General features: G+C 62.9%; 17 protein-coding genes. 4 read left to right on the top strand and 13 right to left on the bottom strand.

From position 1 onward, the window contains the following. Window positions 1-116: 116 nt before the first annotated feature. Window positions 117-644 carry a hypothetical protein gene (locus tag VGD45_RS02985; protein WP_331153782.1) on the top strand — a complete coding sequence of 176 codons (528 nt, stop codon included), beginning with the start codon at window positions 117-119 and terminating at the stop codon, window positions 642-644. Here the strand turns inward: VGD45_RS02985 and VGD45_RS02980 are convergent. The 7 genes from VGD45_RS02980 to VGD45_RS02950 all read right to left on the bottom strand — a co-directional run bounded on the left by VGD45_RS02980 (window position 641) and on the right by VGD45_RS02950 (window position 7,300). Beyond that, complete coding sequence (locus tag VGD45_RS02980; protein WP_331153781.1) at window positions 641-988, bottom strand: GFA family protein; 348 nt, start codon at window positions 986-988, stop codon at window positions 641-643. The genes VGD45_RS02985 and VGD45_RS02980 overlap by 4 nt on opposite strands. Window positions 989-1,015: 27 nt before the next feature. Further along, window positions 1,016-1,465, bottom strand: a complete 450-nt coding sequence (locus VGD45_RS02975) for an NIPSNAP family protein (protein ID WP_331153780.1) — start codon at window positions 1,463-1,465, stop codon at window positions 1,016-1,018. 39 nt (window positions 1,466-1,504) lie between these two features. After that, a complete protein-coding gene (locus VGD45_RS02970) occupies window positions 1,505-3,139 on the bottom strand; it encodes an ATP-dependent DNA ligase (RefSeq protein WP_331153779.1) in 1,635 nt (544 codons plus the stop codon). After that, the gene (locus VGD45_RS02965; RefSeq protein ID WP_349263200.1) at window positions 3,136-4,134 is read right to left on the bottom strand and encodes a ligase-associated DNA damage response exonuclease; all 999 of its coding nucleotides are present in this window, start codon (window positions 4,132-4,134) and stop codon (window positions 3,136-3,138) included. The genes VGD45_RS02970 and VGD45_RS02965 overlap by 4 nt, the downstream gene beginning before the upstream one ends. A 28-nt stretch (window positions 4,135-4,162) precedes the next feature. Further along, window positions 4,163-5,524, bottom strand: a complete 1,362-nt coding sequence (locus VGD45_RS02960; protein WP_331153777.1) for a UdgX family uracil-DNA binding protein — start codon at window positions 5,522-5,524, stop codon at window positions 4,163-4,165. A 17-nt stretch (window positions 5,525-5,541) separates the two neighbouring features. Further along, entirely contained in the window at window positions 5,542-6,762 is a 1,221-nt protein-coding gene (locus VGD45_RS02955) for a putative DNA modification/repair radical SAM protein (protein WP_331153776.1), read from the bottom strand. Window positions 6,763-6,853: 91 nt separating this feature from the next. Continuing rightward, entirely contained in the window at window positions 6,854-7,300 is a 447-nt protein-coding gene (locus VGD45_RS02950) for an Lrp/AsnC family transcriptional regulator (protein ID WP_331153775.1), read from the bottom strand. A gap of 119 nt (window positions 7,301-7,419) precedes the next feature. On the opposite strand from VGD45_RS02950, the gene VGD45_RS02945 reads away from it, so the two are divergent. Together VGD45_RS02945 and VGD45_RS02940 are read left to right on the top strand one after the other, a co-directional pair. Further along, a complete protein-coding gene (locus tag VGD45_RS02945; RefSeq protein ID WP_331153774.1) occupies window positions 7,420-8,490 on the top strand; it encodes a saccharopine dehydrogenase family protein in 1,071 nt (356 codons plus the stop codon). A 2-nt stretch (window positions 8,491-8,492) separates the two neighbouring features. After that, on the top strand, window positions 8,493-10,013 hold the full coding sequence (locus VGD45_RS02940) for an aldehyde dehydrogenase family protein (protein WP_331153773.1): 1,521 nt from the start codon (window positions 8,493-8,495) through the stop codon (window positions 10,011-10,013). 3 nt (window positions 10,014-10,016) lie between these two features. On the opposite strand, the gene VGD45_RS02935 is transcribed toward VGD45_RS02940, so the two are convergent. From VGD45_RS02935 to VGD45_RS02915, 5 genes are all read right to left on the bottom strand, one after another. Continuing rightward, on the bottom strand, window positions 10,017-11,105 hold the full coding sequence (locus VGD45_RS02935) for a hypothetical protein (RefSeq protein WP_331153772.1): 1,089 nt from the start codon (window positions 11,103-11,105) through the stop codon (window positions 10,017-10,019). 13 nt (window positions 11,106-11,118) lie between these two features. Beyond that, entirely contained in the window at window positions 11,119-11,724 is a 606-nt protein-coding gene (locus tag VGD45_RS02930) for a DUF938 domain-containing protein (protein ID WP_331153771.1), read from the bottom strand. Window positions 11,725-11,829: 105 nt separating this feature from the next. Next, a complete protein-coding gene (locus VGD45_RS02925) occupies window positions 11,830-13,869 on the bottom strand; it encodes a carboxypeptidase-like regulatory domain-containing protein (RefSeq protein ID WP_331153770.1) in 2,040 nt (679 codons plus the stop codon). 208 nt (window positions 13,870-14,077) lie between these two features. Further along, the gene (locus VGD45_RS02920) at window positions 14,078-14,461 is read right to left on the bottom strand and encodes a DUF1360 domain-containing protein (RefSeq protein WP_331153769.1); all 384 of its coding nucleotides are present in this window, start codon (window positions 14,459-14,461) and stop codon (window positions 14,078-14,080) included. A 40-nt stretch (window positions 14,462-14,501) separates the two neighbouring features. Beyond that, window positions 14,502-15,275 carry an AraC family transcriptional regulator gene (locus tag VGD45_RS02915; RefSeq protein WP_331153768.1) on the bottom strand — a complete coding sequence of 258 codons (774 nt, stop codon included), beginning with the start codon at window positions 15,273-15,275 and terminating at the stop codon, window positions 14,502-14,504. Window positions 15,276-15,402: 127 nt separating this feature from the next. On the opposite strand from VGD45_RS02915, the gene VGD45_RS02910 reads away from it, so the two are divergent. Beyond that, window positions 15,403-16,398 (top strand): isoaspartyl peptidase/L-asparaginase, encoded by a 996-nt coding sequence (locus VGD45_RS02910; RefSeq protein ID WP_331153767.1) that lies wholly within the window; start codon window positions 15,403-15,405, stop codon window positions 16,396-16,398. Here VGD45_RS02910 and VGD45_RS02905 read toward each other — a convergent pair. Further along, the gene (locus VGD45_RS02905) at window positions 16,382-19,900 is read right to left on the bottom strand and encodes an ATP-binding protein (RefSeq protein WP_331153766.1); all 3,519 of its coding nucleotides are present in this window, start codon (window positions 19,898-19,900) and stop codon (window positions 16,382-16,384) included. The genes VGD45_RS02910 and VGD45_RS02905 overlap by 17 nt on opposite strands. Window positions 19,901-19,904 lie beyond the last annotated feature (4 nt).

Raw genomic sequence — 19,904 nt, 5'->3', positions numbered from 1 at the left:
CGGCATTCGTGCATGAAACTTGCGCAAAAGGGACTGGAGCCGACTGCCGCGAGCGCCTATCCTATGCCCGCCTACCGATAAGTAGGTGAATCAGCATTTGAGTAATCACACGGACAATGACCCACTCCTGTGACTTTGTGGCGCCGATCCGGCGGTCGAAAGAGGTCAAGGCAGTCTGTACGGCCTTGCGTGCCCTGGTGGAGCGTGGCGCGCTGCGCGGTTTCCAGGAAGGCAAGTTGCGCGTCGGCCGCATGCCTCTGGACATCGAATGGCCGGACGGACGCGTCAGTCGTCTGCGGATCGATATCGAAGCCGCGACCCTGACCTTTACTGCCTTGCTCGAAGCCGGCGCGGGCTCTGCGATCTATAGAGATTTGAAAAACCTGCTGCGCGCGGCGCAGGCGACAGGACGCGATCAAGTGCGCCCGGACGCGGGCCGTGCCGACGCTATCCGGATCGATCCCGAGAGGGCCATGCTGCGCATGACGGAGCAGGCCGGCACGGTGTCGCTGTCGATCATCGTGACTCGCGGCGAATATGAATACTGCACGCGACGCTTGATCGAGCTGGCGCGCGAGGCCCTGGCATTGGCGCCGGAGCCAATGCCGCTTGCCCAAAACTATCAGCCCGTGGTCGTGAACTAGAAGGACTTGCCGTCCACCGGCGTGCGCTTGACGCTCGCCAGGTCGAAGTTGTCCAGGCAACGCACGTTGATGGCGGCCATCTTGCCGCCGTCCGGCTTGGCGCCGACGCCGAACGGCGCGCAGCCGCAACGTTTGCAGAAGTGATGATCGATCACGTGCTTGTTGAACGTGTACTTGCTCAAGCTGGCTTCCCCGGACTTCAACCTGAACTGCTCGTGCGGCACGAACGTCAGCAAGTATCCCTTGCGACTGCAGTGTGAGCAGTTGCATTCGATGACTTCTTCGAACGCGCCTTCGAACTCGAACGCGACGTCCCCGCAATGACAGCTGCCTGAATATTTCACGGCGGTCCCTCCTTTTTCAGTTGTTGGCTAAAGCTGCACGGGTCGTTGAAAGATCTTGGTCGGCGAATAGTCCGTCACCGTCATGACGCGATCTTCGATTTCGCCGACCAGCCGGCCGTGCTCGGCGGCGGTGCGTTTCTTGATGTCGGCCCATTCCTTGTCGGCCATGAACCTGGCCCAGCGATCCTTCAGCGTGGCCTGATCCGGCCATTGCAGCAGGTACACGAACTCGGTGCGGCCGTTCTGCTGAGTTTCCCACATGGCGACGATGTTGAAATCGTACTTGGCCATGATGCGCATGGCGTGATCGCGAAAGCGCTCGTGAAACGCCTGCTTGTTGTTTTCGAAGATCTCATAGACGCGCAGCTGATGAATGACTTCCGGACGCTCGGCTGCGTTCGCGCTCGGTAGCGCCGCTGCAAACAACAGCGCGGCCATCGATGCCAGAGCTGCGCGGCGAAAAAATTCCATAATCATCCGACCTCCTGCGCGATTCATGAGTGAGCTCGCGAAATGTTAGCTGCTTCCATGGCTCGCGTCAGGGGCCGCGCCGGTGGTGGATGTGAGCATGGCTTGCAGATTTGCGAGCGTGTCCGCTTCGGCGGCAGGCTTGTCGGTGCGCCAGCGCAGGATTCTCGGAAAGCGCAATGCGATGCCCGATTTATGTCGGCCGGACGCGGCGATGCCTTCGTACGCCAGCTCGAATACCTGCGAAGGCTCGACGGAACGGACCGGGCCGAATTTCTCCAATGTGTGCGCACGGATCCAGCGGTCCAGCTGTTCGATCTCGGGGTTGCTCAACCCAGAATACGCTTTCGCTACGGGCACGAGCTCTTGGTCGCGCCATACGCCGAAGGTGTAGTCGGTGTAAAGGTTGGAACGGCGACCTTGTCCGGGCTGCGCGTAAATCATGACGGCGTCGAAGGAATGCGGATCGATTTTCCATTTCCACCACGCGCCGCGCTGGCGGCCCGTGCCGTAGCTGGAATCCAGCGCTTTGAGCATCAGGCCTTCGACGTTGCGTTGTCGCGAATCGGCGCGTTCCGCTGCAAGGTCTTCCCACGTGGGAGCCGTGACCAACGGCGACACTTGCAGGAGCGGCGATGCTTGCGCCAGCAATCGTTCCAAGTGCTCGCGACGTTCGCGCAGCGGTGCGGATCGCAGGTCCCGGCCTTCCAGCTCCAGCAAATCATAAGCGAGAAACTCCACCGGTACAGTCGCAAGAATCGCGGCCGTCAGCTTCTTGCGTCCGATGCGCTGCTGTAACAAAGCGAACGGCTGGACGCGGCCGTCTTTCCAGGCGACCACTTCGCCGTCGAGCACGACGCCGTCCGGTAACGAGGCTGCCGCGTCGACGATTTCAGGGAACCGCTCGGTGATGCGCTCCTCGCCGCGAGACCACAGGTGACATTCGGCCGCGCGACGGATGAGCTGGCCGCGAATGCCATCCCACTTCCATTCCGCCTGCCACGCGTCGCGCTCGCCGAGCTGAGATGGATCGCCTTCGAGCGGTGAGGCGAGAAAGAACGGATAGGGAACAGCAGGATCGGTACGAGGACTTTCTGCTGCGTGCAACGCTTGCCAGAACAGCGCGCCCGGTTGCCACTCGCCCATGAGTCGGCCAGCCAGCTCGGTACGCTCGATGCCTGTGACATCGGCCAATGCACGTGTCACCAGCAGCTGCGACACGCCGACGCGCAATTCGCCCGTCAGCAGTTTGTTCAACAGGAAACATTGGCGATAAGGCAGCTCGCGCCACCAGCCGGCGATGGTTTGTCGCTGCACGTCCTCGCTGGCTTCTCGCAGTGGCAGTAGTCGTTCTTCGATCCAGTCGGCGAGCGGAGTGTCGTCGGAGCTCGCTTCGCTGTGCGCTGTGCCTGCCGTCAGCAAGGCGATGGTTTCGGCCAGATCGCCGACCGAGCTGTAAGACTCGTCGATGAGCCATTCCGGCAGCGCGGCTTCTTCGATCAACCAGCGCTTCAACAGCGCGGGACCGATGAAACGTTTCAGCCTTCGGCCCGACAATATATAGACGGCCCAGGCAGCGTCAGCGGGCGGCGCTTCGCGAAAGTAACGCGACATCGCCGCCACTTTGAGATTGGTGGACTGCGTGGTGTCGAGCTCTTCGAACAGCGCGGCGAAGGCCCTCATTGCTGCTCCTCGTCGCCATACGCAGTTTCGAGCGCGCCGGCCGCCATGCCGAGCTCGTTCAAATAGCGGGCGAGGGCGTCGGAGTAGCCGTGAGTCAGCAGGATCTTGCGCGCGCCGGTGGCCTTGAACGTATCGATGAGGCCGGGCCAATCGACATGATCCGATAGCACGAACCCACGGTCGTAGCCGCGTCGGCGACGATTGCCGCGCACGCGCATCCAGCCTGAGCAGAAGCCGCTCGAATGATCGCCGAAGCGTCGCATCCATGGCGTGCCGGCCGCGCTTGGAGGCGCGATGATCAAGGCGCCGCGGTAGTCGGTCTTGCGTTCACCGGTGACGGGCATTGTCGGGAGCATCGCGACGCCTTCTTTACGATAGACGTCGGTCAGGATGTTCACTGCGCCGTGGAGATAGATGGTCTCGTCCGTGAAAGCGCGCAGCTCCGCCAGCACGCGTTGCGCTTTGCCTAACGCATAACAAAAAAGCACGGAAGCCAGGCCCCGGTCGCGATTCGCCTGCCACCAGTGGAAGATTTCTTCCACGACTTCGCCGGTGGGCTGCCATTGATAGACGGGCAGGGCGAACGTGGCTTCGCTGATGAACACGTCGCACGGTAGCGGCTCGAACGGCTCGCAGGTCGGGTCGGGCTGACGTTTGTAATCGCCGGACACCACCCACACCTGTCCTTTGTGCTCGATGCGAACTTGCGCCGAGCCGAGGATATGACCTGCTGGGTGCAGCGAGACGGTGGTTGCACCGAGCTGCAATCGTTCGCCGTATTTCAACGGTGTGGGATGGTGATCCATTCCCAGGCGATGCCGCGCAATGCCGACGCCAGGTTCCGCTACCAGATAACGCGTACTGCCATAACGCAGATGGTCGCCGTGCGCGTGCGTGATGACTGCCGTCGGCACCGGTCGCCACGGATCGATGTGAAACTCACCGGCCGGGCAATACAGGCCGTTCTCGGTGACGGTCACCAGCGGTGGGGGCATCGCGGACATCTGTAAGTCAAATGTGTCCTCAGGCGGCGAGTTCCCGCGCGCGGCGCAAATCGCCGACCAGGTGAGTGCGCAATTGCTCGGCGTTCGTCGGATCGGCCCGCAGGATGGCGGATGGATGGTATGTGCACACGATTTGCGCCCCGCTCGCATGAGGAATGTGCAACTGGCGGGCGGACTCGATGGAATCCGTCCGCCCGGCGATCGCGCGCAGCGCCGATGCGCCCAGCGCCACGATGATGCGAGGTTTGACTTGTGAGATCTCGGCATCGAGCCAATGATTGCAAGCGGCGATTTCTGCTGCCTCCGGCCGTTTGTGCAGCCGACGCTTGCCGCGCGGCTGCCATTTGAAATGTTTGACGGCGTTGGTGATGTACAGCTCGCTGCGTTCCAAACTGGCGTCTTTGATGGCGGCGTTGAGCACGCGACCGGCGGGGCCGACGAAGGGGCGGCCACGCAGGTCTTCCTCATCGCCCGGCTGCTCGCCAACCAGCATGATCACGGCTGATGTCGAGCCCTCGCCGAGGACGGCTTGAGTCGCATGACGCCAGATATCGCAGCGTCGGCAGGCCGCCGGCCCTCCCGTGTAATCAGGCAAGTCGGCGAGGGCGCGTTGCATGGCGCGGGCTTTGGCTAATTCCATGTCCAACGCTTCCTTTTGACGCTGCTCGAAATTCGCCTGGCCATCGCGTAACAGCGTCTGAATCTCGACCGACTCGGGCAGGTTGCGCCAGTAACGCTGCGGCATCTCACGCCGCATGGCTGGCGGGTTGATCCGCGAGACATTGCAGATGTTTCGATAGTACGTGCGCCACAGCCCTTCGTGTGCGTCCGCCTTGGGGAGCAACGATTTATCCGGCGTCTCGACGAATTGGAGCTCGCCGTCTTGCCACAGCGCGGCGCCATCGGGCGTGGCGATCATCCAGTCCATGTTCGGGAAGCGTTTGCAGAAGAACGGCACGCCCAAACGAAGAATCTCATGCGTGGGCTCGAACCACGCGAAGTATTTCTTCACGCCGTTCTCGTCCGTCATTTCGCGGAAGCGGACGAACGCGTGCATCTTGTGAACTTCGCGATTGACGGCGTTTTCCATTTGCATCGCGCGATGCACGTCCAGATCGGCTGCATCTTCCAGCAGATGCGGCTGTCGCAGCGAGCGCCACGCCAGGCGATACATGAGGTCCCAGCGGCCGTCGTGGCGATAGCAGCTGATGGTTTCCAGCAGCTCGATCAAGCGGCGGGACAGTCGCAGCCGTGTCGCTTCCGGCATTGCAAGTTGCAATGGCTCGAAGCGTTGCCCCAGCCGCCATTCCATGTTCTCCGGCGCGACGTCGGCGGAGAGCAGCGGACGCGCCACGTCTCGCCATTGCGCATACTCTTGCACGCAAGCCGAATACATATTCAGAACAACGACTGCTGTTGCGGGCTCGTCAGCAAAGCGCGACGCAGCCCGTCGGAGTCGCGATCGGTCTGCGGGGGCCGATAGTCGGCCGTGCAGATGAAATGACGGGCGCGTTTCAGCGTCGCGCCCATTGTTTTCAGGTCTTCGTAGCGTAGCCGCCGATGCCTACGTGAGCTGATGATGCGATCGATCACGCGCACTCCGAGCCCAGGGACTCGCAGCAGTAAATGCCGATCGGCGGTGTTCACGTCGACAGGGAACTGATCACGATTGGCGAGCGCCCAGGTCGTCTTGGGGTCCACGCTCAAATCCAACTTGCCGCCGGGCATGGCATGCGACAGCTCGCCGAGCGAGAATTCGTAGTAACGCATGAGCCAATCGGCCTGATACAAACGGTGCTCGCGCATCAGCGGTGGCGCGCGATTGGGCAGGCGTGCTGATGCGCGCTGAATCGGGCTGAAGGCTGAGTAGTAGATCCGACGCAGCTTGTACGAGCGATACAGCGCGTCGGCCGTCTCCATGATCGAAGCGTCCGAGCTGTCATCCGCGCCGACGATGAGCTGAGTGCTTTGACCAGCGGGCGAGAACTTCGGGGCATTGGCGCCGGCTTCAGCCTTTTCATCGAGTTTGAGGCGGATCTCGCCCATGGCGCGCTTGATGGAAACATCGCTCTTTTCGGGTGCCAGGGTGGTGAGCGCCTCGCGCGTCGGCAGTTCGATATTGACGCTCAGGCGATCCGCATAACGTCCGGCGGCTTCGACCAACTCCGGGCTGGCTTCGGGGATCGTCTTCAAATGTATGTAGCCGCGGAACTCGTGTTCCTCGCGCAGGGTGCGTGCGACGAGAACCAGTTGCTCCATGGTGTAGTCGGCGTTGCGAATGATGCCGGAGCTGAGGAACAACCCTTCGATATAGTTGCGCCTATAGAAAGAGAGTGTGAGATCGACGACTTCCTGCACCGAGAACCGCGCTCGCGGAATATCGCTCGAGCGTCGGTTGATGCAGTAGAGGCAGTCGTACAGGCAGAAGTTGGTCAGCAGGATCTTGAGCAGCGAGACGCAGCGGCCGTCGGGCGTGTAGCTGTGGCAGATGCCCATGCCGGTCGTCGAGCCCATGCCTTTGCCCGGAGCGGCGCTGCGCTTGGGCGCGCCACTGCTGGCGCACGAGGCATCGTACTTGGCGGCGTCGGCCAGAATGGCGAGCTTGGTTTCCAACTCCATGGCTGGCTGTATATACAGCCGCGCCACGCGGCGCAAGCTCGGCGCATTCCTGTCGGCCGAAGTCGCTCAACTGGCTAAAAACTGGCAGGTTTCAGCGTTCGAATTTGGTCGAGAGCACGATGGACGAGGTGGTGCGTTCGACGCCGTCGAGCTCGCCGATGGCGTCGATCAGCTCGTCCATGTCGGTGATCGAATCGGCCACCGCGAGCGCCATCATGTCGAACGAGCCGCTGACCGCCTGAAGCACTCGCACTTCGCTGAGCTTGCGGACCTCGCGCTCGACCTGGCTCGCGTGTTTGGGTTTGACCGTGATCATGATGTAAGCGTGCACGGCGCCGCGTTCTTGCGCTTCGGACAGGCGCACCGAGTAACCGGTGATGACCTTGGAGCGCTCTAGCCGTTCGAGCCGGCTTTGCACGGTCGTGCGCGACAAGCCGAGGCTGCGCGCCAGGGCGGCGGTCGGGGCGCGAGCGTTCTCCCGCAACAACGCAATCAGTTGCTGATCGACGGAATCCAGAGGTTGCGGGCGCTGCTTCATGCGAAAACGGATGGGCTCACGGCAAAACGACGAGGGTAACCGACAAAACGCCGAAACATTGCCGGCAGCTCGGCGCTTTGGCAATACCGGCTGACGCGGGCGCTATCCACAATGCGGTCATGAAACACATCGTGGTCGCAGGCGCCGGCAAAATCGGCGTCACCATTGCCGATATGCTCGCCGCCAGCGGCGACTATCGCGTTACCCTGGCCGATCGAGCCATGGGCCGCTTCAATGGCTTGAATCCCGCCATCGAAACCAAGGCGGTGGATGTGACCGATCCGCGCGCTCTGAGCTCCTTGCTCAAGGGCAGTTTCGCGGTGTTGAGCGCGGTGCCGTTCAATCTGACCGGCGACATCGCCGTCGCAGCCAAGGAAGTTGGCGCGCACTATCTGGATCTCACCGAGGACGTGGCGACCACGCGCAAGGTGAAGCGTCTGGCGGAAGGAGCGCAGACGGCGTTCATTCCTCAGTGCGGTCTCGCGCCGGGCTTCATCACTATTGCCGCGTACGATCTGGTGCGTCGATTCGACACGTTGCACGACGTGCGCATGCGGGTGGGGGCGCTGCCGAAGTTTCCGTCCAATGCGCTGAACTACAACCTGACGTGGAGCACCGAGGGGCTCATCAACGAGTATTGCGAGCCCTGCGAAGCCATCGTCAATGGCGAGCGTCGCGAAGTGCCCCCGATGGAGGAGCTGGAAGAGTTCTCGCTGGACGGTGTGACCTACGAGGCATTCAACACGTCGGGCGGTTTGGGTTCGATGTGCGAAACGCTGGCTGGCAAGGTGCGCAACCTCAATTACCGCACCATTCGTTATCCCGGCCACGCCGCCATCATGAAGGCGCTGTTGAACGATCTGAGGTTGCGAGATCGGCGCGATGTGCTCAAGGACATTCTCGAGAACGCGCTGCCGGCGACGCTGCAGGATGTGGTGATTGTGTTCGTCACTGTGAGTGGCATGCGCAACGGTCAGCTCGTGCAGGACACGTACGCTAACAAGATTTACAGCGCCGAGATCGGCGGCGTCATGCGGAGCGCGATTCAAATCACGACCGCCGCCGGCATCACCGGCGTTCTCGACCTGCTCGCCACTGGAAAGATCGCTGACCGTGGGTTCATTCGGCAGGAAGACATCGATTTGCAAACTTTCCTGTCGAATCGCTTCGGGCGCGCCTACGCGGGGTAATCATGACTCAGTTGAACGTCATCCAGGATGTGGGCGAAACCTTGGCGCGACTCGGCGTGTCGTCGGAGCGGTTTCAGAATGGCAGTTTGATCGCGCGATCGCCGATTAGCGGCGATGTGGTAACGCGAGTGCCGGAGTGCTCGGCGAAAGAGGCGAGCGAGTCGATCGAGCGGGCGCATCGGGCGTTTCTGGTGTGGCGGGCGGTGCCGGCGCCGAAACGTGGAGAACTGGTGCGGTTGCTTGGTGAGGAACTGCGGGCCGCGCGAGATGATTTGGGACGGCTCGTCACGCTGCAGGCGGGCAAGATCCTGTCGGAAGGGCAGGGTGAAGTGCAGGAGATGATCGACATCTGCGACTACGCCGTCGGCTTGTCGCGGCAGTTGTGCGGCCTGACGATTGCTTCCGAGCGCGCCGAGCATCGGCTGATGGAGAACTGGCATCCGCTGGGTGTCGTCGGAGTGATCTCCGCGTTCAATTTCCCGGTCGCGGTGTGGTCGTGGAACGCCGCGCTCGCACTGGTATGCGGCAACTCGGTGGTGTGGAAACCGTCGGAGAAAACTCCGCTGACCGCCTTGGCCGTTCAGACGCTCTTCGAGCGGGCGGCCAAGAAGTTCGGCGGCGTGCCTGACGGACTCTCGACATTGCTCATTGGTGGCCGCGACATTGGCGAAGTGCTCGTCGACCATCCTCGCATTCCGCTTGTCTCCGCGACCGGCTCGACACACATGGGCCGCACTGTCGCACCGAAGCTGGCTGCGCGATTCGCGAAGTCCATTCTCGAACTGGGCGGCAACAACGGCGCAATCGTTTCCCCCACTGCCGACATGGATCTCGCCCTGCGCGCGATCGCTTTCGGCGCGATGGGAACAGCGGGGCAGCGTTGCACGAGCCTGCGAAGGTTGTTTGTGCATACCGCAGTGTACGAAGACTGCGTGGCGCGCCTGAAGAAAGTCTATGACTCCGTCTCCATCGGCGACCCCCGCCGAGCGGATGTGCTGATCGGTCCGCTGGTCGACAAACAGTCGTACCAAACCATGCAGCAGTCCCTACAACAGGCCACGGCCATCGGCGGGAAAGTGCTCGGCGGCGCCCGCGTACAGCCCGAGATGGGCGACGATGCGTACTACGTCCGTCCGGCGCTGGTCGAAGTCAACTCACAAGACGACGTGGTGCGCCGTGAGACGTTCGCGCCGATTCTGTACGTGATGAAGTACGAGAATCTCCACGAAGCGATTCGCCTGCACAACGAAGTCCCCCAGGGCCTGTCCTCGTGCATCTTCACCAACGACCTGCGCGAGGCCGAATATTTCCTGTCGGCGCTCGGCTCCGACTGCGGCATCGCCAACGTGAACATCGGGCCCTCGGGCGCCGAGATCGGCGGCGCATTCGGTGGCGAGAAGGAAACCGGCGGCGGCCGCGAAGCCGGCTCGGATTGCTGGAAGAGCTACATGCGCCGCGCGACCAACACGATCAACTACGGCTCTCGCCTGCCGCTGGCGCAGGGAGTGAAGTTCGATATTTGATTGTTAGTGCAGGATGCAGAACTTCGGCACAGTGTCGCGAGGCACTGTGTCCTTGAATGTGATGCCCTGGCAGGTGGGTGTGTTAAATGGGGCGGGCTGTGAGACCAGCGAGCCCGCGAAGGGACCGCCGAAGTACACACGCACCTGTCGATCAACGGTCGAATCCTGGTGCGTGCCCCAGTTCTTGGTGCCGACGCCGTCTCTGATCTCGACGGGGCTGTAATCCGACCAATCGCGTGCGAGCAACTGCGCGACGACTTTGACGCCGTGGTGTAGTTCATCGCGCAGCCTCGCGCCGTCGTTCGCCGACCATTGTTCCATCAGCGGCTCGCGAAACTTCTCCAACGTGGTGCCGGCGCCCGCTTCCTTGAGCTCGGTCTGCATTTGCGCCTGCTCTTGCTTGCTGAGCTTGCGCCCTTTGTACTTTGCCTTGACCGCGGCCACGTCCGCTTTGATTTCGTCCTTGGTCTTGATGTGCGGCCGGCTCAGCAACGGGCTGATGTAGTCGATGCGGTTGCGATACACGCGGCCCTCGGCCTTGGGGTTCGCGGCCGATGCCGAAGGGCTCAGCTCGTAAGCGAACGCGGTGACTTGCAGGCCTCGGTAGTCCATCAGCAGCGAAGCGTACAGCTCGACGATCAATGCCGGATCTTCGCTGAAGGCGCTGACGTCAGTCGGAGCGCCGGGCGTAAGCGGCTTGACTTCCACCGGGGCTGAGAACAAAGGCAAGCTGGCTAGGCTTTCGGACAACGCCAACTCCAGCTCACGTTGCGCGGCGTCTCGATTCATTAGTGCCGAGTACGCGTTTGCGTCCTTCTCAGATAGTTCCGTGGCATTGGCGTCTGCCAACCTGTCGGCCGCCGCGCCGATGATGCTGCCAGCCAACCCTCCGACCAACGTACCGACCTGAGCGCCGGTCGAGCTATCGCGCCGATACTGGAATCCCAAGCCGGTGTCCGCCACGCGTGCATACACGACCGGCTGCCTGGAGCGAATGGCTTCGTTCCTCACTTCCTTATAGGGCAAGGTGGCGGCGCTCGCAGCCAACGGCGCCGCCAGCAGCAGCGCCGAGAATATGGCAACAACTTTCATTCGCTAGCCGGATTCAGGAGGGAACTTGGCGTCGCCATACTAGCAGCCGGTTATTGGCCGGCATTGTGTGGTCCTTCACGAGTTGGCAGCCGATTCCGCGCGCCAGACGGTCTACCGCTTCGAAATCGCGAATGGCGCTCAGTGCCGAGCGTTGTTTCAGCCAGCCGTCGAATTCACGGTTGCTTTCGCTCGTGTATGCGCCGTTGTAGTTGAATGGACCGTAGACGGCGAGCACGCCTCCCGGCTCCAACACGTGAGCGACGCCTGCGAAGAACTGCTCCACCGCCGACCAAGGCATGATGTGCAGTGAGTTCGCCGAGAACACAGCATCGAAGCGATCGCGCGGCCACGTGCCAGTGACATCGAGCGTAATAGGCGGAGGCAGGTTGGGTAACGCCGCCTCGTCCAGCCACATGCGAATGCCGGGAAGGTTCTCCTCGACATCCGAGGTCTGCCACGTCGCTTCAGGAAACGCCGGCGCGAAGAACACGGCGTGCTGGCCGGTGCCGCTGCCGATTTCCAGCACGCGCCGGCGGTCGTGAAAATGTTGCCGGAGCACTTCCAGAATGGGATCTTGATTGCGCTCGCAAGCGGGCGCGAAGGGCTTGTGCGTTGGCATGGCGGCGGGCGTGGCAGTTCGATCGTGGAACTGCAGTCTACGCCCATGCGGCCGGTGGCGAGCCCACCGGAAGGTTGATCCTTCGCGGTGGGCTGCCGTGCGCGCTCAGCGCTTACTCGCCCCTTGGAAGCGGAGCTTGCGTGCGCTGGTCTTGTCGGCGGAGGCGCCGTTCACGATGGCGGGCGCGTTGAGCGGCTCGTAATCGTAGAAGCGAACCAGCGTCGTCGGGATGCCTTCTTCCAGCGTGCCGCCGATGGGCGCGGTCTGACGGTATTCCATCCAGTAGAAGCGACTGCCGTTGCGGGCGAGCGGCACCAGGTGACGCTGATCCCAAACGATGCAGTCGGTGGCGCCGCGCTCGCAGTTGTACTGCAGGCTTTGCACATCGAACGTGTGCTCGACCACCACGTCTTCGCCGTCCACGTTCCAGAAGAAGCCCAGCGACGGAGTGTTGGCGTCGCTCTGGGTCACGAGTTGATCGGCTTCGATGAAGTCGTTCTCCTGCGAGCCCGTGCCGTCGCCATCGAAGCGCAGACGGAAGCCCTTGGTGCGAGTATCGCTGCTGCCTTCGACGCCCATGCCGAATTGATAGAAGCGGCCGACCATGTCGTTGGCTGTGAACACCAGCGGCAACTCAGGATCGGCATACACGGACGCGCCTGCGTCGGTGAAGCGCGCGGTCGGGGTTACGATCTCATACAAAAGATCGGTGGTGACAAAGTCCACCGGGCCGAGCGAGCGGAATCTCGCCACCGTGCCGTCGCTGAAAGTCACCACGACTACACGGCCGCTCGCGTCGAGCGCCCAGGTGAACTGCTTCTGGAAGGCCCACGTGGAGCCGGTGCCGTCGGCGTTGAGGTCGGCGATGTCAGCTCTCACGCCCAGGCCGTCGACGTAAACGTAGATCGACTGAGTGGAGTCCTGGAGATCGTCTGGCCCGAGCACTTCGAAGTCTTCGTCCGAGAGGATCGTGCGCGCCACGGTGGTCGTCTCGGTGCGCGGTTCCATGTCGCACACTTCCGGATAGGAGATCTGGCTGGTCTCGGTGATGGCCAGCACGCGCTCGTTCAACAACGTGAGCTTGACGCCATTGCTGGTGTAAGTGACCGGCGTTTGTATGGCGTAGGCGGGGCACTCGGTGGCTTCGTAGCTGATGACTTCCACGGCCGAGCCATAGGTGATCCGGACGCCCGAACCCTCGATGGTCCAGGTAGTCGGCTGCTGCCAGTCGCCGGCGGCCGCCGTGCCCGTGCCGTCTGCGTTGAACGTGTACGAGCTCACGCGGTTGGTGTAGTTGAACGAGAAATCCGCAACGTCCGAAAGCATCGCGGCCGTCAGCGAGGCCGGTAACGTTTCGGCGCTCACTGGCTGCGTCAGCGTGCTGTCGCTCACGATCGCGCCCTGAGTGTTCGCAAACGTCGTCGGATTCTGATTGTAGGTCTCGTCGACGAACTGCTCGCGCGCCGCGCTGTCGGACAGCAGGGCGCTCAGGGAAGTCTCGCCATCGGGCATCGGATAATTCGCCGAGTCATCGACGACCAGCTTGATCGCCGTCGCCAGATCGAGCACTTCCTGGCTGTTCAAGCTCGCAGACAAAGTCTGCAGCAGCGCTTCGCTGGTGACCGGCTGACCCCCGTTGGCTTCTTTCAGCAGCACGGCTTGGGCGGTGCTCACGTTGGTGATCTGCGTGGCGAAGTTTTCGGTGTTCGACAACGTCTCGTCGCTGCCGGCCTGCGTTTGCAGCGATGCGAACGTGCCGGCAAGGCTGGTGAATTCGACAAACGACTGCGAACCCACGCCGCGCGCGGACAAGGTCACGAAGCCGTCAGTGGCGTCTTCCTCGACTTCGATCTCCAGGCTGTAATTGCCGTTGGCGTCGGCATTGACGGTGAATGTTTCATCGCCGATCGTGGCAGTGACGACCGCGTTGGCGATCGGAGCATCGGTCACTGTGCCAGTCAGCGTCAGGCGACTCATGGTCGGCTGTGGGGGCGGCGGAGGCGGCGGATTCGGGTTGGGGTTGCCGCTCGGCGGCGGCGTCGGAGTCGTGTCGTTGTCGCTGCCACCGCAGCCGGCGAGCGTCGCCAGCAACAAAGTCGACAGGACCGCCGTGCTCAGGCGGCGGCTGGACCGGAAACAATTCATGCGCAGGATCCTCGTGTGCCAGTTTTTTGCTGCCCGCATGCGGGGCTTGGAGGCACGGTAGTCGAGGGGCTTTTTTCAACGCATTACCAATATTGGATATGCGCAGCGCGAGTTTCGCAATCTGTGAAATTGGCCTCGCGATGGGTGAGAAGCACGTCGCAAGGCGCACACGACCGATGAGCTGACAACGGTCGCGCCGTGCGTGAGCTCACACTCGTTCTGTGACGGAAGCCTTGCTCGCCTGAAGCATGCGCTCACGCAGCGCGTGAAACTGGCCGGCGGTGAAGAAGCTCGCGAACATCAATCCCGACGCGAGTGTCGACAGCGTCACAATCGCGAAGGCCGAGACGACGAGGTCCGTCAGCAGATGTGACTGCAACGGTCGCGGCCGGTAGATCGCGACGCCGGCGAACGCCAGCCAGTGGCTGAGACAGAAGAAGCACTTCGCCAGATCGCCCAGCAGCTTGTTCTGGCGCATGATCCAGGCGCGCAGCGGATCGAACATGGAACCTTGCGTGAAAGACATCGCGATGCCCGAGCAGGCGAGTGCGATGACGAGGCAGGTGCTGAGCTCTTCCGGTTGGAAAGTCATACGGCGGATTGTGGTCTTCCGCTGCGGCCGACGACAGAGACTAGTTTGTCGAGTTGTGCGCGCCGTTTGCGCGTCGCCAGGCGGCGGGCGTGGCGCCCGTCAGCTGACGGAAGGTGCGGTTGAGCTGCGATACATCGCCGTAGCCGACGGCCTCGGCGACCGTGGCCGTTGAATTCTGTGAGGTGAGTAACAGTGTTTTGGCCGCTTCGACGCGTGTATGCATGATCCATTCGCTGGGCGAGCGGCCGGTCCGGCGCTGCAGCTCATGGCTGAGATGAGCGGCGGAGATGCCAAGTCGCTCGGCGATGTCCCTGGGGCGCAGCGGCTGTGCATATTCCGCGCTGATGATCTCCAGAGCGCCGGCGACCACACGGGACTCGTTTCCGCAGCGGGCGATGCCGACGACGCGGGCGCATTCGATATGTAGTGCGCGAGTGAGCGTTTCACAAAGTGCGCGGGAGCACGCATCGCGATTGCGTTGTTCGATGAGGATGCGATTGAGCCAGCCGCGCAGATCGGCAGCTCGCGGCTGATCGAGACGTGTCACCACCTTTTTGGGATCGCGCAGGTCGAAGCGCGCGCCGAGGTCGAAGCCCCAGCCGGTGGCTTCGGGCGACAGCGCGCCATAGAACGAATGCGGCGCGCCGGCCGGAATCACATACAGGTCGCCTTCGCAAACCGAGAAGCGCCGATCCAGCCCGACCTCCGCGCATCCGGACGTCATGAGAATGGCCTTCGCGGTCGCATGCCCGTCGGAGCTGCCAACGCGCAGGGCCGAAAAATCGAGGTGCTGAACGGTGTGGAGCGGGCGCATGTCCCTATCATAAGCCAATGGCGCGTCCGCGGGCGGCGCACTAGCATGTCTTCCTCATTCATCTGGACGGGGGATGCTCGTGCGAACATTCTGGGCGGCATGGATCATTGCGAGCATGGGAATGGCAATGGCAACGGCTGAAGCCGGACCGCGTTGGGCGATCGTCGTGCACGGCGGCGCGGGCGTGATCGAGCGCCAGCAACTTTCCGCCGAGCAGGAGCGCGCGTATCGGGACGCCATGCGCAAGGTCACCGAGAGCGGCGCCAAACAGTTGGCGGCGGGCAAGCCGGCTCTGGATGTGATCGAGGCAACCATCGGCATGATGGAGGACGATCCGCTGTTCAATGCCGGTCGCGGCGCGGTGTTCACGGCTCAGGGCCGCAACGAGCTCGACGCCGCCATCATGGATGGCAAGACTCTGAAGGCAGGCGCGGTCGCTGGCGTGACTCGCACCCGACATCCGATCTCGCTGGCACGTCGCGTCATGTCAGCGTCGCCGCACGTGATGCTGGTGGGCACGGGCGCGGACGAGTTCTCTTCCCAGCAGGGACTGGAGCAGGTCGAGCCCGGATATTTCTATACGCAGCGCCGCTGGGATGCGTTGATCAAATATCTGCAGGCCAACAAGCTGCCCATCCCGGCCAAACCTTCCGGCATCCGGACCGAAGATCCGGCCAAGGGCCTGGCGCATGACGAAGGCAAGAAAGGCACCGTCGGCGTGGTGGTGCTCGATATGTCGGGCAATGTCGCGGCCGGAACTTCGACGGGCGGCACGACCGGCAAGCGTTGGGGCCGCGTGGGCGACAGTCCCATCGTCGGCGCGGGTACGTATGCCTCGAATCGATCCTGCGCCGTGTCCGCCACCGGCACTGGAGAATATTTCATCCGGCTGAGTGTCGCGCACGAGATCTGCTCGCTGGTGCGCTATCGCGGCATGAGCTTGCAGGCCGCGGCCGATGACGTGATTCAGAAACAGCTCACCGAGCTGAAGGGTGACGGCGGCATCATCGCAGTCGCGCCCGACGGCCAGATGGCATGGAGCTTCAACACATCCGGAATGTATCGGGCGCGCGCCGCCGAAGGTCAGCCGGTGACCATCGGCATTTTCAAGGATGAGAGCTGACGCGCTTTTCCGTGCTCTGATGGCGGTGCGCGGCATCGTCGACGTGAGCGAGCACCGTAACCATCAGTTGCGTGACGGAGTGGCGCGATTTGACCAGCGCTACATCGACCGCGTTGCGTAACGCCCGTGACGGTTCGTCGGCGGTGTAGGAAACAATCACGGTGGCCGGTTCGCCGGGACGGGTCTGGATGGGCAGCAGATCCAGGCCCGAGCCGTCCGGCAACGTGACATCCAGAATGACCGCGTCGAAATGTTTTTCGGCCAGCTGCTGGCGGCCAGCCGCGACCGACATCACCGAAGTGACGACCGCGTTGCGCGACATGGCTTCGCGCATGATGGCGGTGAGCGACTGATCGTCCTCCACGTGCAGAATGTGCGGCAGCCTCTCGCCGGCCAACGCCGGGCCGCGTTCCATTTCATCGGATGTTTGCACGGGCGTGAGCGTGTTCGAGGCCTCGGCGCTCGTCAGTTCGTGGATCGGCAGCACGATATAAAAACTCGTGCCCTTGCCCGGCACGGTGTCGAAGCCGATGCGTCCGCCGAGCTTTTCGGTAATGGTCTTGGCGATGGACAGCCCGAGACCAGTGCCGCCCTTGGCGCGGGTGTCGGACGCGTCGGCCTGTGCGAATTTCTGGAAGATGCGCGCACAGAAATCCGCCGGAATGCCCGGCCCGTTGTCGCTCACCGTGACGCGCACGTCGGCGTCGTTTTCGCGATTGATTCGAATGCGCACCACACCGCCGGGAGGAGAGAACTTGGCGGCGTTGGAAATCAAGTTGGTCAGCACCTGAGTGAGCCGGTCGCTATCGATGAGCACGTTGTAGTCGTCGCCATCCTCCAGCTCGATCGCCACGCCCAGGCTTTGCGCGAAGCCGCGGTTGTACTCCGCGACCGCCGCGACTTCGTCGCGCAGCGAGCGCACGACGAGCGCGAAGTCCAGTTTGCCGGCTTCGGCCTTTTCCAGGTCGAGAATGTCGTTGATCAGCCGGATCAGCCGCTCGCTGTTCTGGCGGGCGATGCCGACCAGGCGTGCGACCTTGGGCGGTGTCTCTCCAGCCGCGCCACCCGAAATGAGGGTGAGCGAGCCGGCAATCGAGGTCAGCGGCGTGCGCAGTTCGTGACTGATGGTGGAGACGAACTCCGACTTCATGCGCTCGACCTCCCGCCGTACCGAGATGTCGTGCAGGACGGCCACATAGAGGCGCTGCTCGTTGATGATCATTTCCCGGATCGAGACCTCGATGGGCACGATGCGGCCGTTGCTGTGACGGCCCTCCATCTCCATCCGCCCGGCCTGGATGCGCTCGCCGCTCTGAATGTAACGTGACAGCTGCGATGCATGCGGCTCCGGCAACAGGAGGCGCGCGTCCTTGCCGACGATGTCCTGCGCGCTGTACCCGAACAGATGCTGAGCGCCGTGATTCCAGGATTCGATATTGCCGCCGGCGTTGATGACGACGATGGCGTCTTCGACGCTGTCGAACAGCGTGGCCAGCCGGGTCGCCTGGTCGCGATACAACCGCTCGCTGTCCTGCAAGCGTTCGTGAGTTTCTCTGAGCTCCAGCTCGCCCCGCTTCAGCAAGGTGAGATTGCGAACCGTCGCCACCATCGTGCTGCGCGTCGTCTGGTCCAGCCAGGCGAATTCCACTTGCAGATGCAGCTTCTCGCGGTCCTCGCCGTCGGGGTGATATTCCCTGGCCGGCTCGCTGGCGCAATGGGCGAGCGAGCGCATGCCATGCTCGTCGGGGCGCAGTTCCAGGCCCGGCAGCAGCGTCGTGAGATTTTCACCAACGATGGCGCGTGAGTCGAACAGCCGCCGGAACGCCGGATTCGCGCTCAACACCGTGCCGATCCGATTGACGGTGATGATGCCGTCGCCGGCGGTATCCATGATGGCGGCAAGATGCATGGCGCTATCGTTGGCGCGCAAGCGGGCGGCGACCACCTTCGCGATCAGCGGCGCGATCTGCCAACGCAGGATCCAGACTGCGCCGCCGACCAGGCCGATCATCAACAACAGCAGCATGTTCAGGCGCTGACGCAGGTCGCTGTACAACGTGTCCAGCGGAGTCGTCAGTGTCATCACCAGCGGCGTGCCGGCGATCGGGCCATACGCGGCGAAGAAACGGGCGCCACTCGGCTCCGCGCCGAGGGTCACGCCGCTGCGGCCGCTGAAGGCCAGATTCATCGCGCCGGCGCGGCCTGCGCCATCGCGAGTCATCGGTAGTGTGGCCAGGGGCGAAGCCGACAGGCGCAAGCACTGCATGGACTGCGGCGAGAGCGCCTGGCAAATGGAAGTATCGAAATCCTGGCTGGAAACGTCGGACAGCAACGCGGCGCTCAGTCGTGGCAACGCGAACTGCATGGTCATTTGTCCGCCGCTACCGGCAGAGTCGGGCGGCAGGGCGCGCTGAATCACTATGCGCGCGTCGTTACCTACTTCGATGCGAGTCGCGGCATCCAGTTGCACGATACTGGTCGGCGGTGGACCTACCGAGCCGGACTCGAACAACACTTGTCCGCTCGCGTCGCTCACTTCCACCGCTTGCAGGCCCGGACTCAGCGGCAGGCGGTGATCGGCCCAGTCGTGCAACTGTTCGCTCAGGGTAGGTTTGCTGGCCGCCGTGTAGTGCCGGGAAAGGATCTGCGCCAGCGACAGGCTCAATGCCACGCGCTCGCTCTCATGCCGTTGATTGGCGATCTCGGCGGCGATCAGCTCGACTTGATTACGCTGCTCGCGTCCGAGCGCGGCCTGCTGTAAGTCATGACTGTGGCGCACGACGACAGCGAAGCAAACGGCTGCGCACGTGATGGTGATTGCGACGATGACCGCCGTGGTCACCGCGAGGATGCGGCGCGAGTCGTTGGTGACGTCGTCGGACTTGTTGAACGAGCTTCGATACGTCAGTTGCGCCAGGCCCGCCGCTAACAGCAGCAACCCAGCCGCCGTGTGAGGCGCGATGCGGGTGGCGTAATGCCAGTCGTAGATGATGTCGAGCCGCAGCAGCCGGCCGAACAACGAGATCAGCGCGATCAGAAACACGATGCCGATGGCGAGCGGCGGCAGCCAGTGCATGCGACTGCTCTGCGGTCTCGACAGCTGCGCCAAAGCCAGGGCCGCGAAGGCGAAGGCGGTGGCCACCTGCGGGGCCATGCGGCCCTCGTGTGGGGCCGCCGCGAGGATCCATGAATGCCCGAACAGCTGATCGATGTATAGATCGATTTCGAAGAGGTGCTCGCACAACGTGAGCGCGCTGGGAATCAACAGCAGCAGTGCGAGCGCGAGCCGGACTCGCGGCCGGCCGCAGCTCAACGCCAGACCGGCGATGACAAAACTCACCGCGGCGTTGAGGGTCATGCCGATGTTGTCGAGCCCGACGCGGAGCGTCACGGGCCGATCCAACGCCCAACCAGCGATGACCATCGCGCCGAGCGCGACCAGTACCGTCGCGACGATGTCACTATTGCGAAAGGGCAGGCGCGGCGAGCTCGACAACTTCATGACA

The organism is Steroidobacter sp. (assembly GCF_036402275.1).
Classification (GTDB): Bacteria; Pseudomonadota; Gammaproteobacteria; order Steroidobacterales; family Steroidobacteraceae; genus Steroidobacter.
Note: the sequence above shows the minus strand (reverse complement) of the source record. Positions and strands in the feature narration are given on the sequence as shown.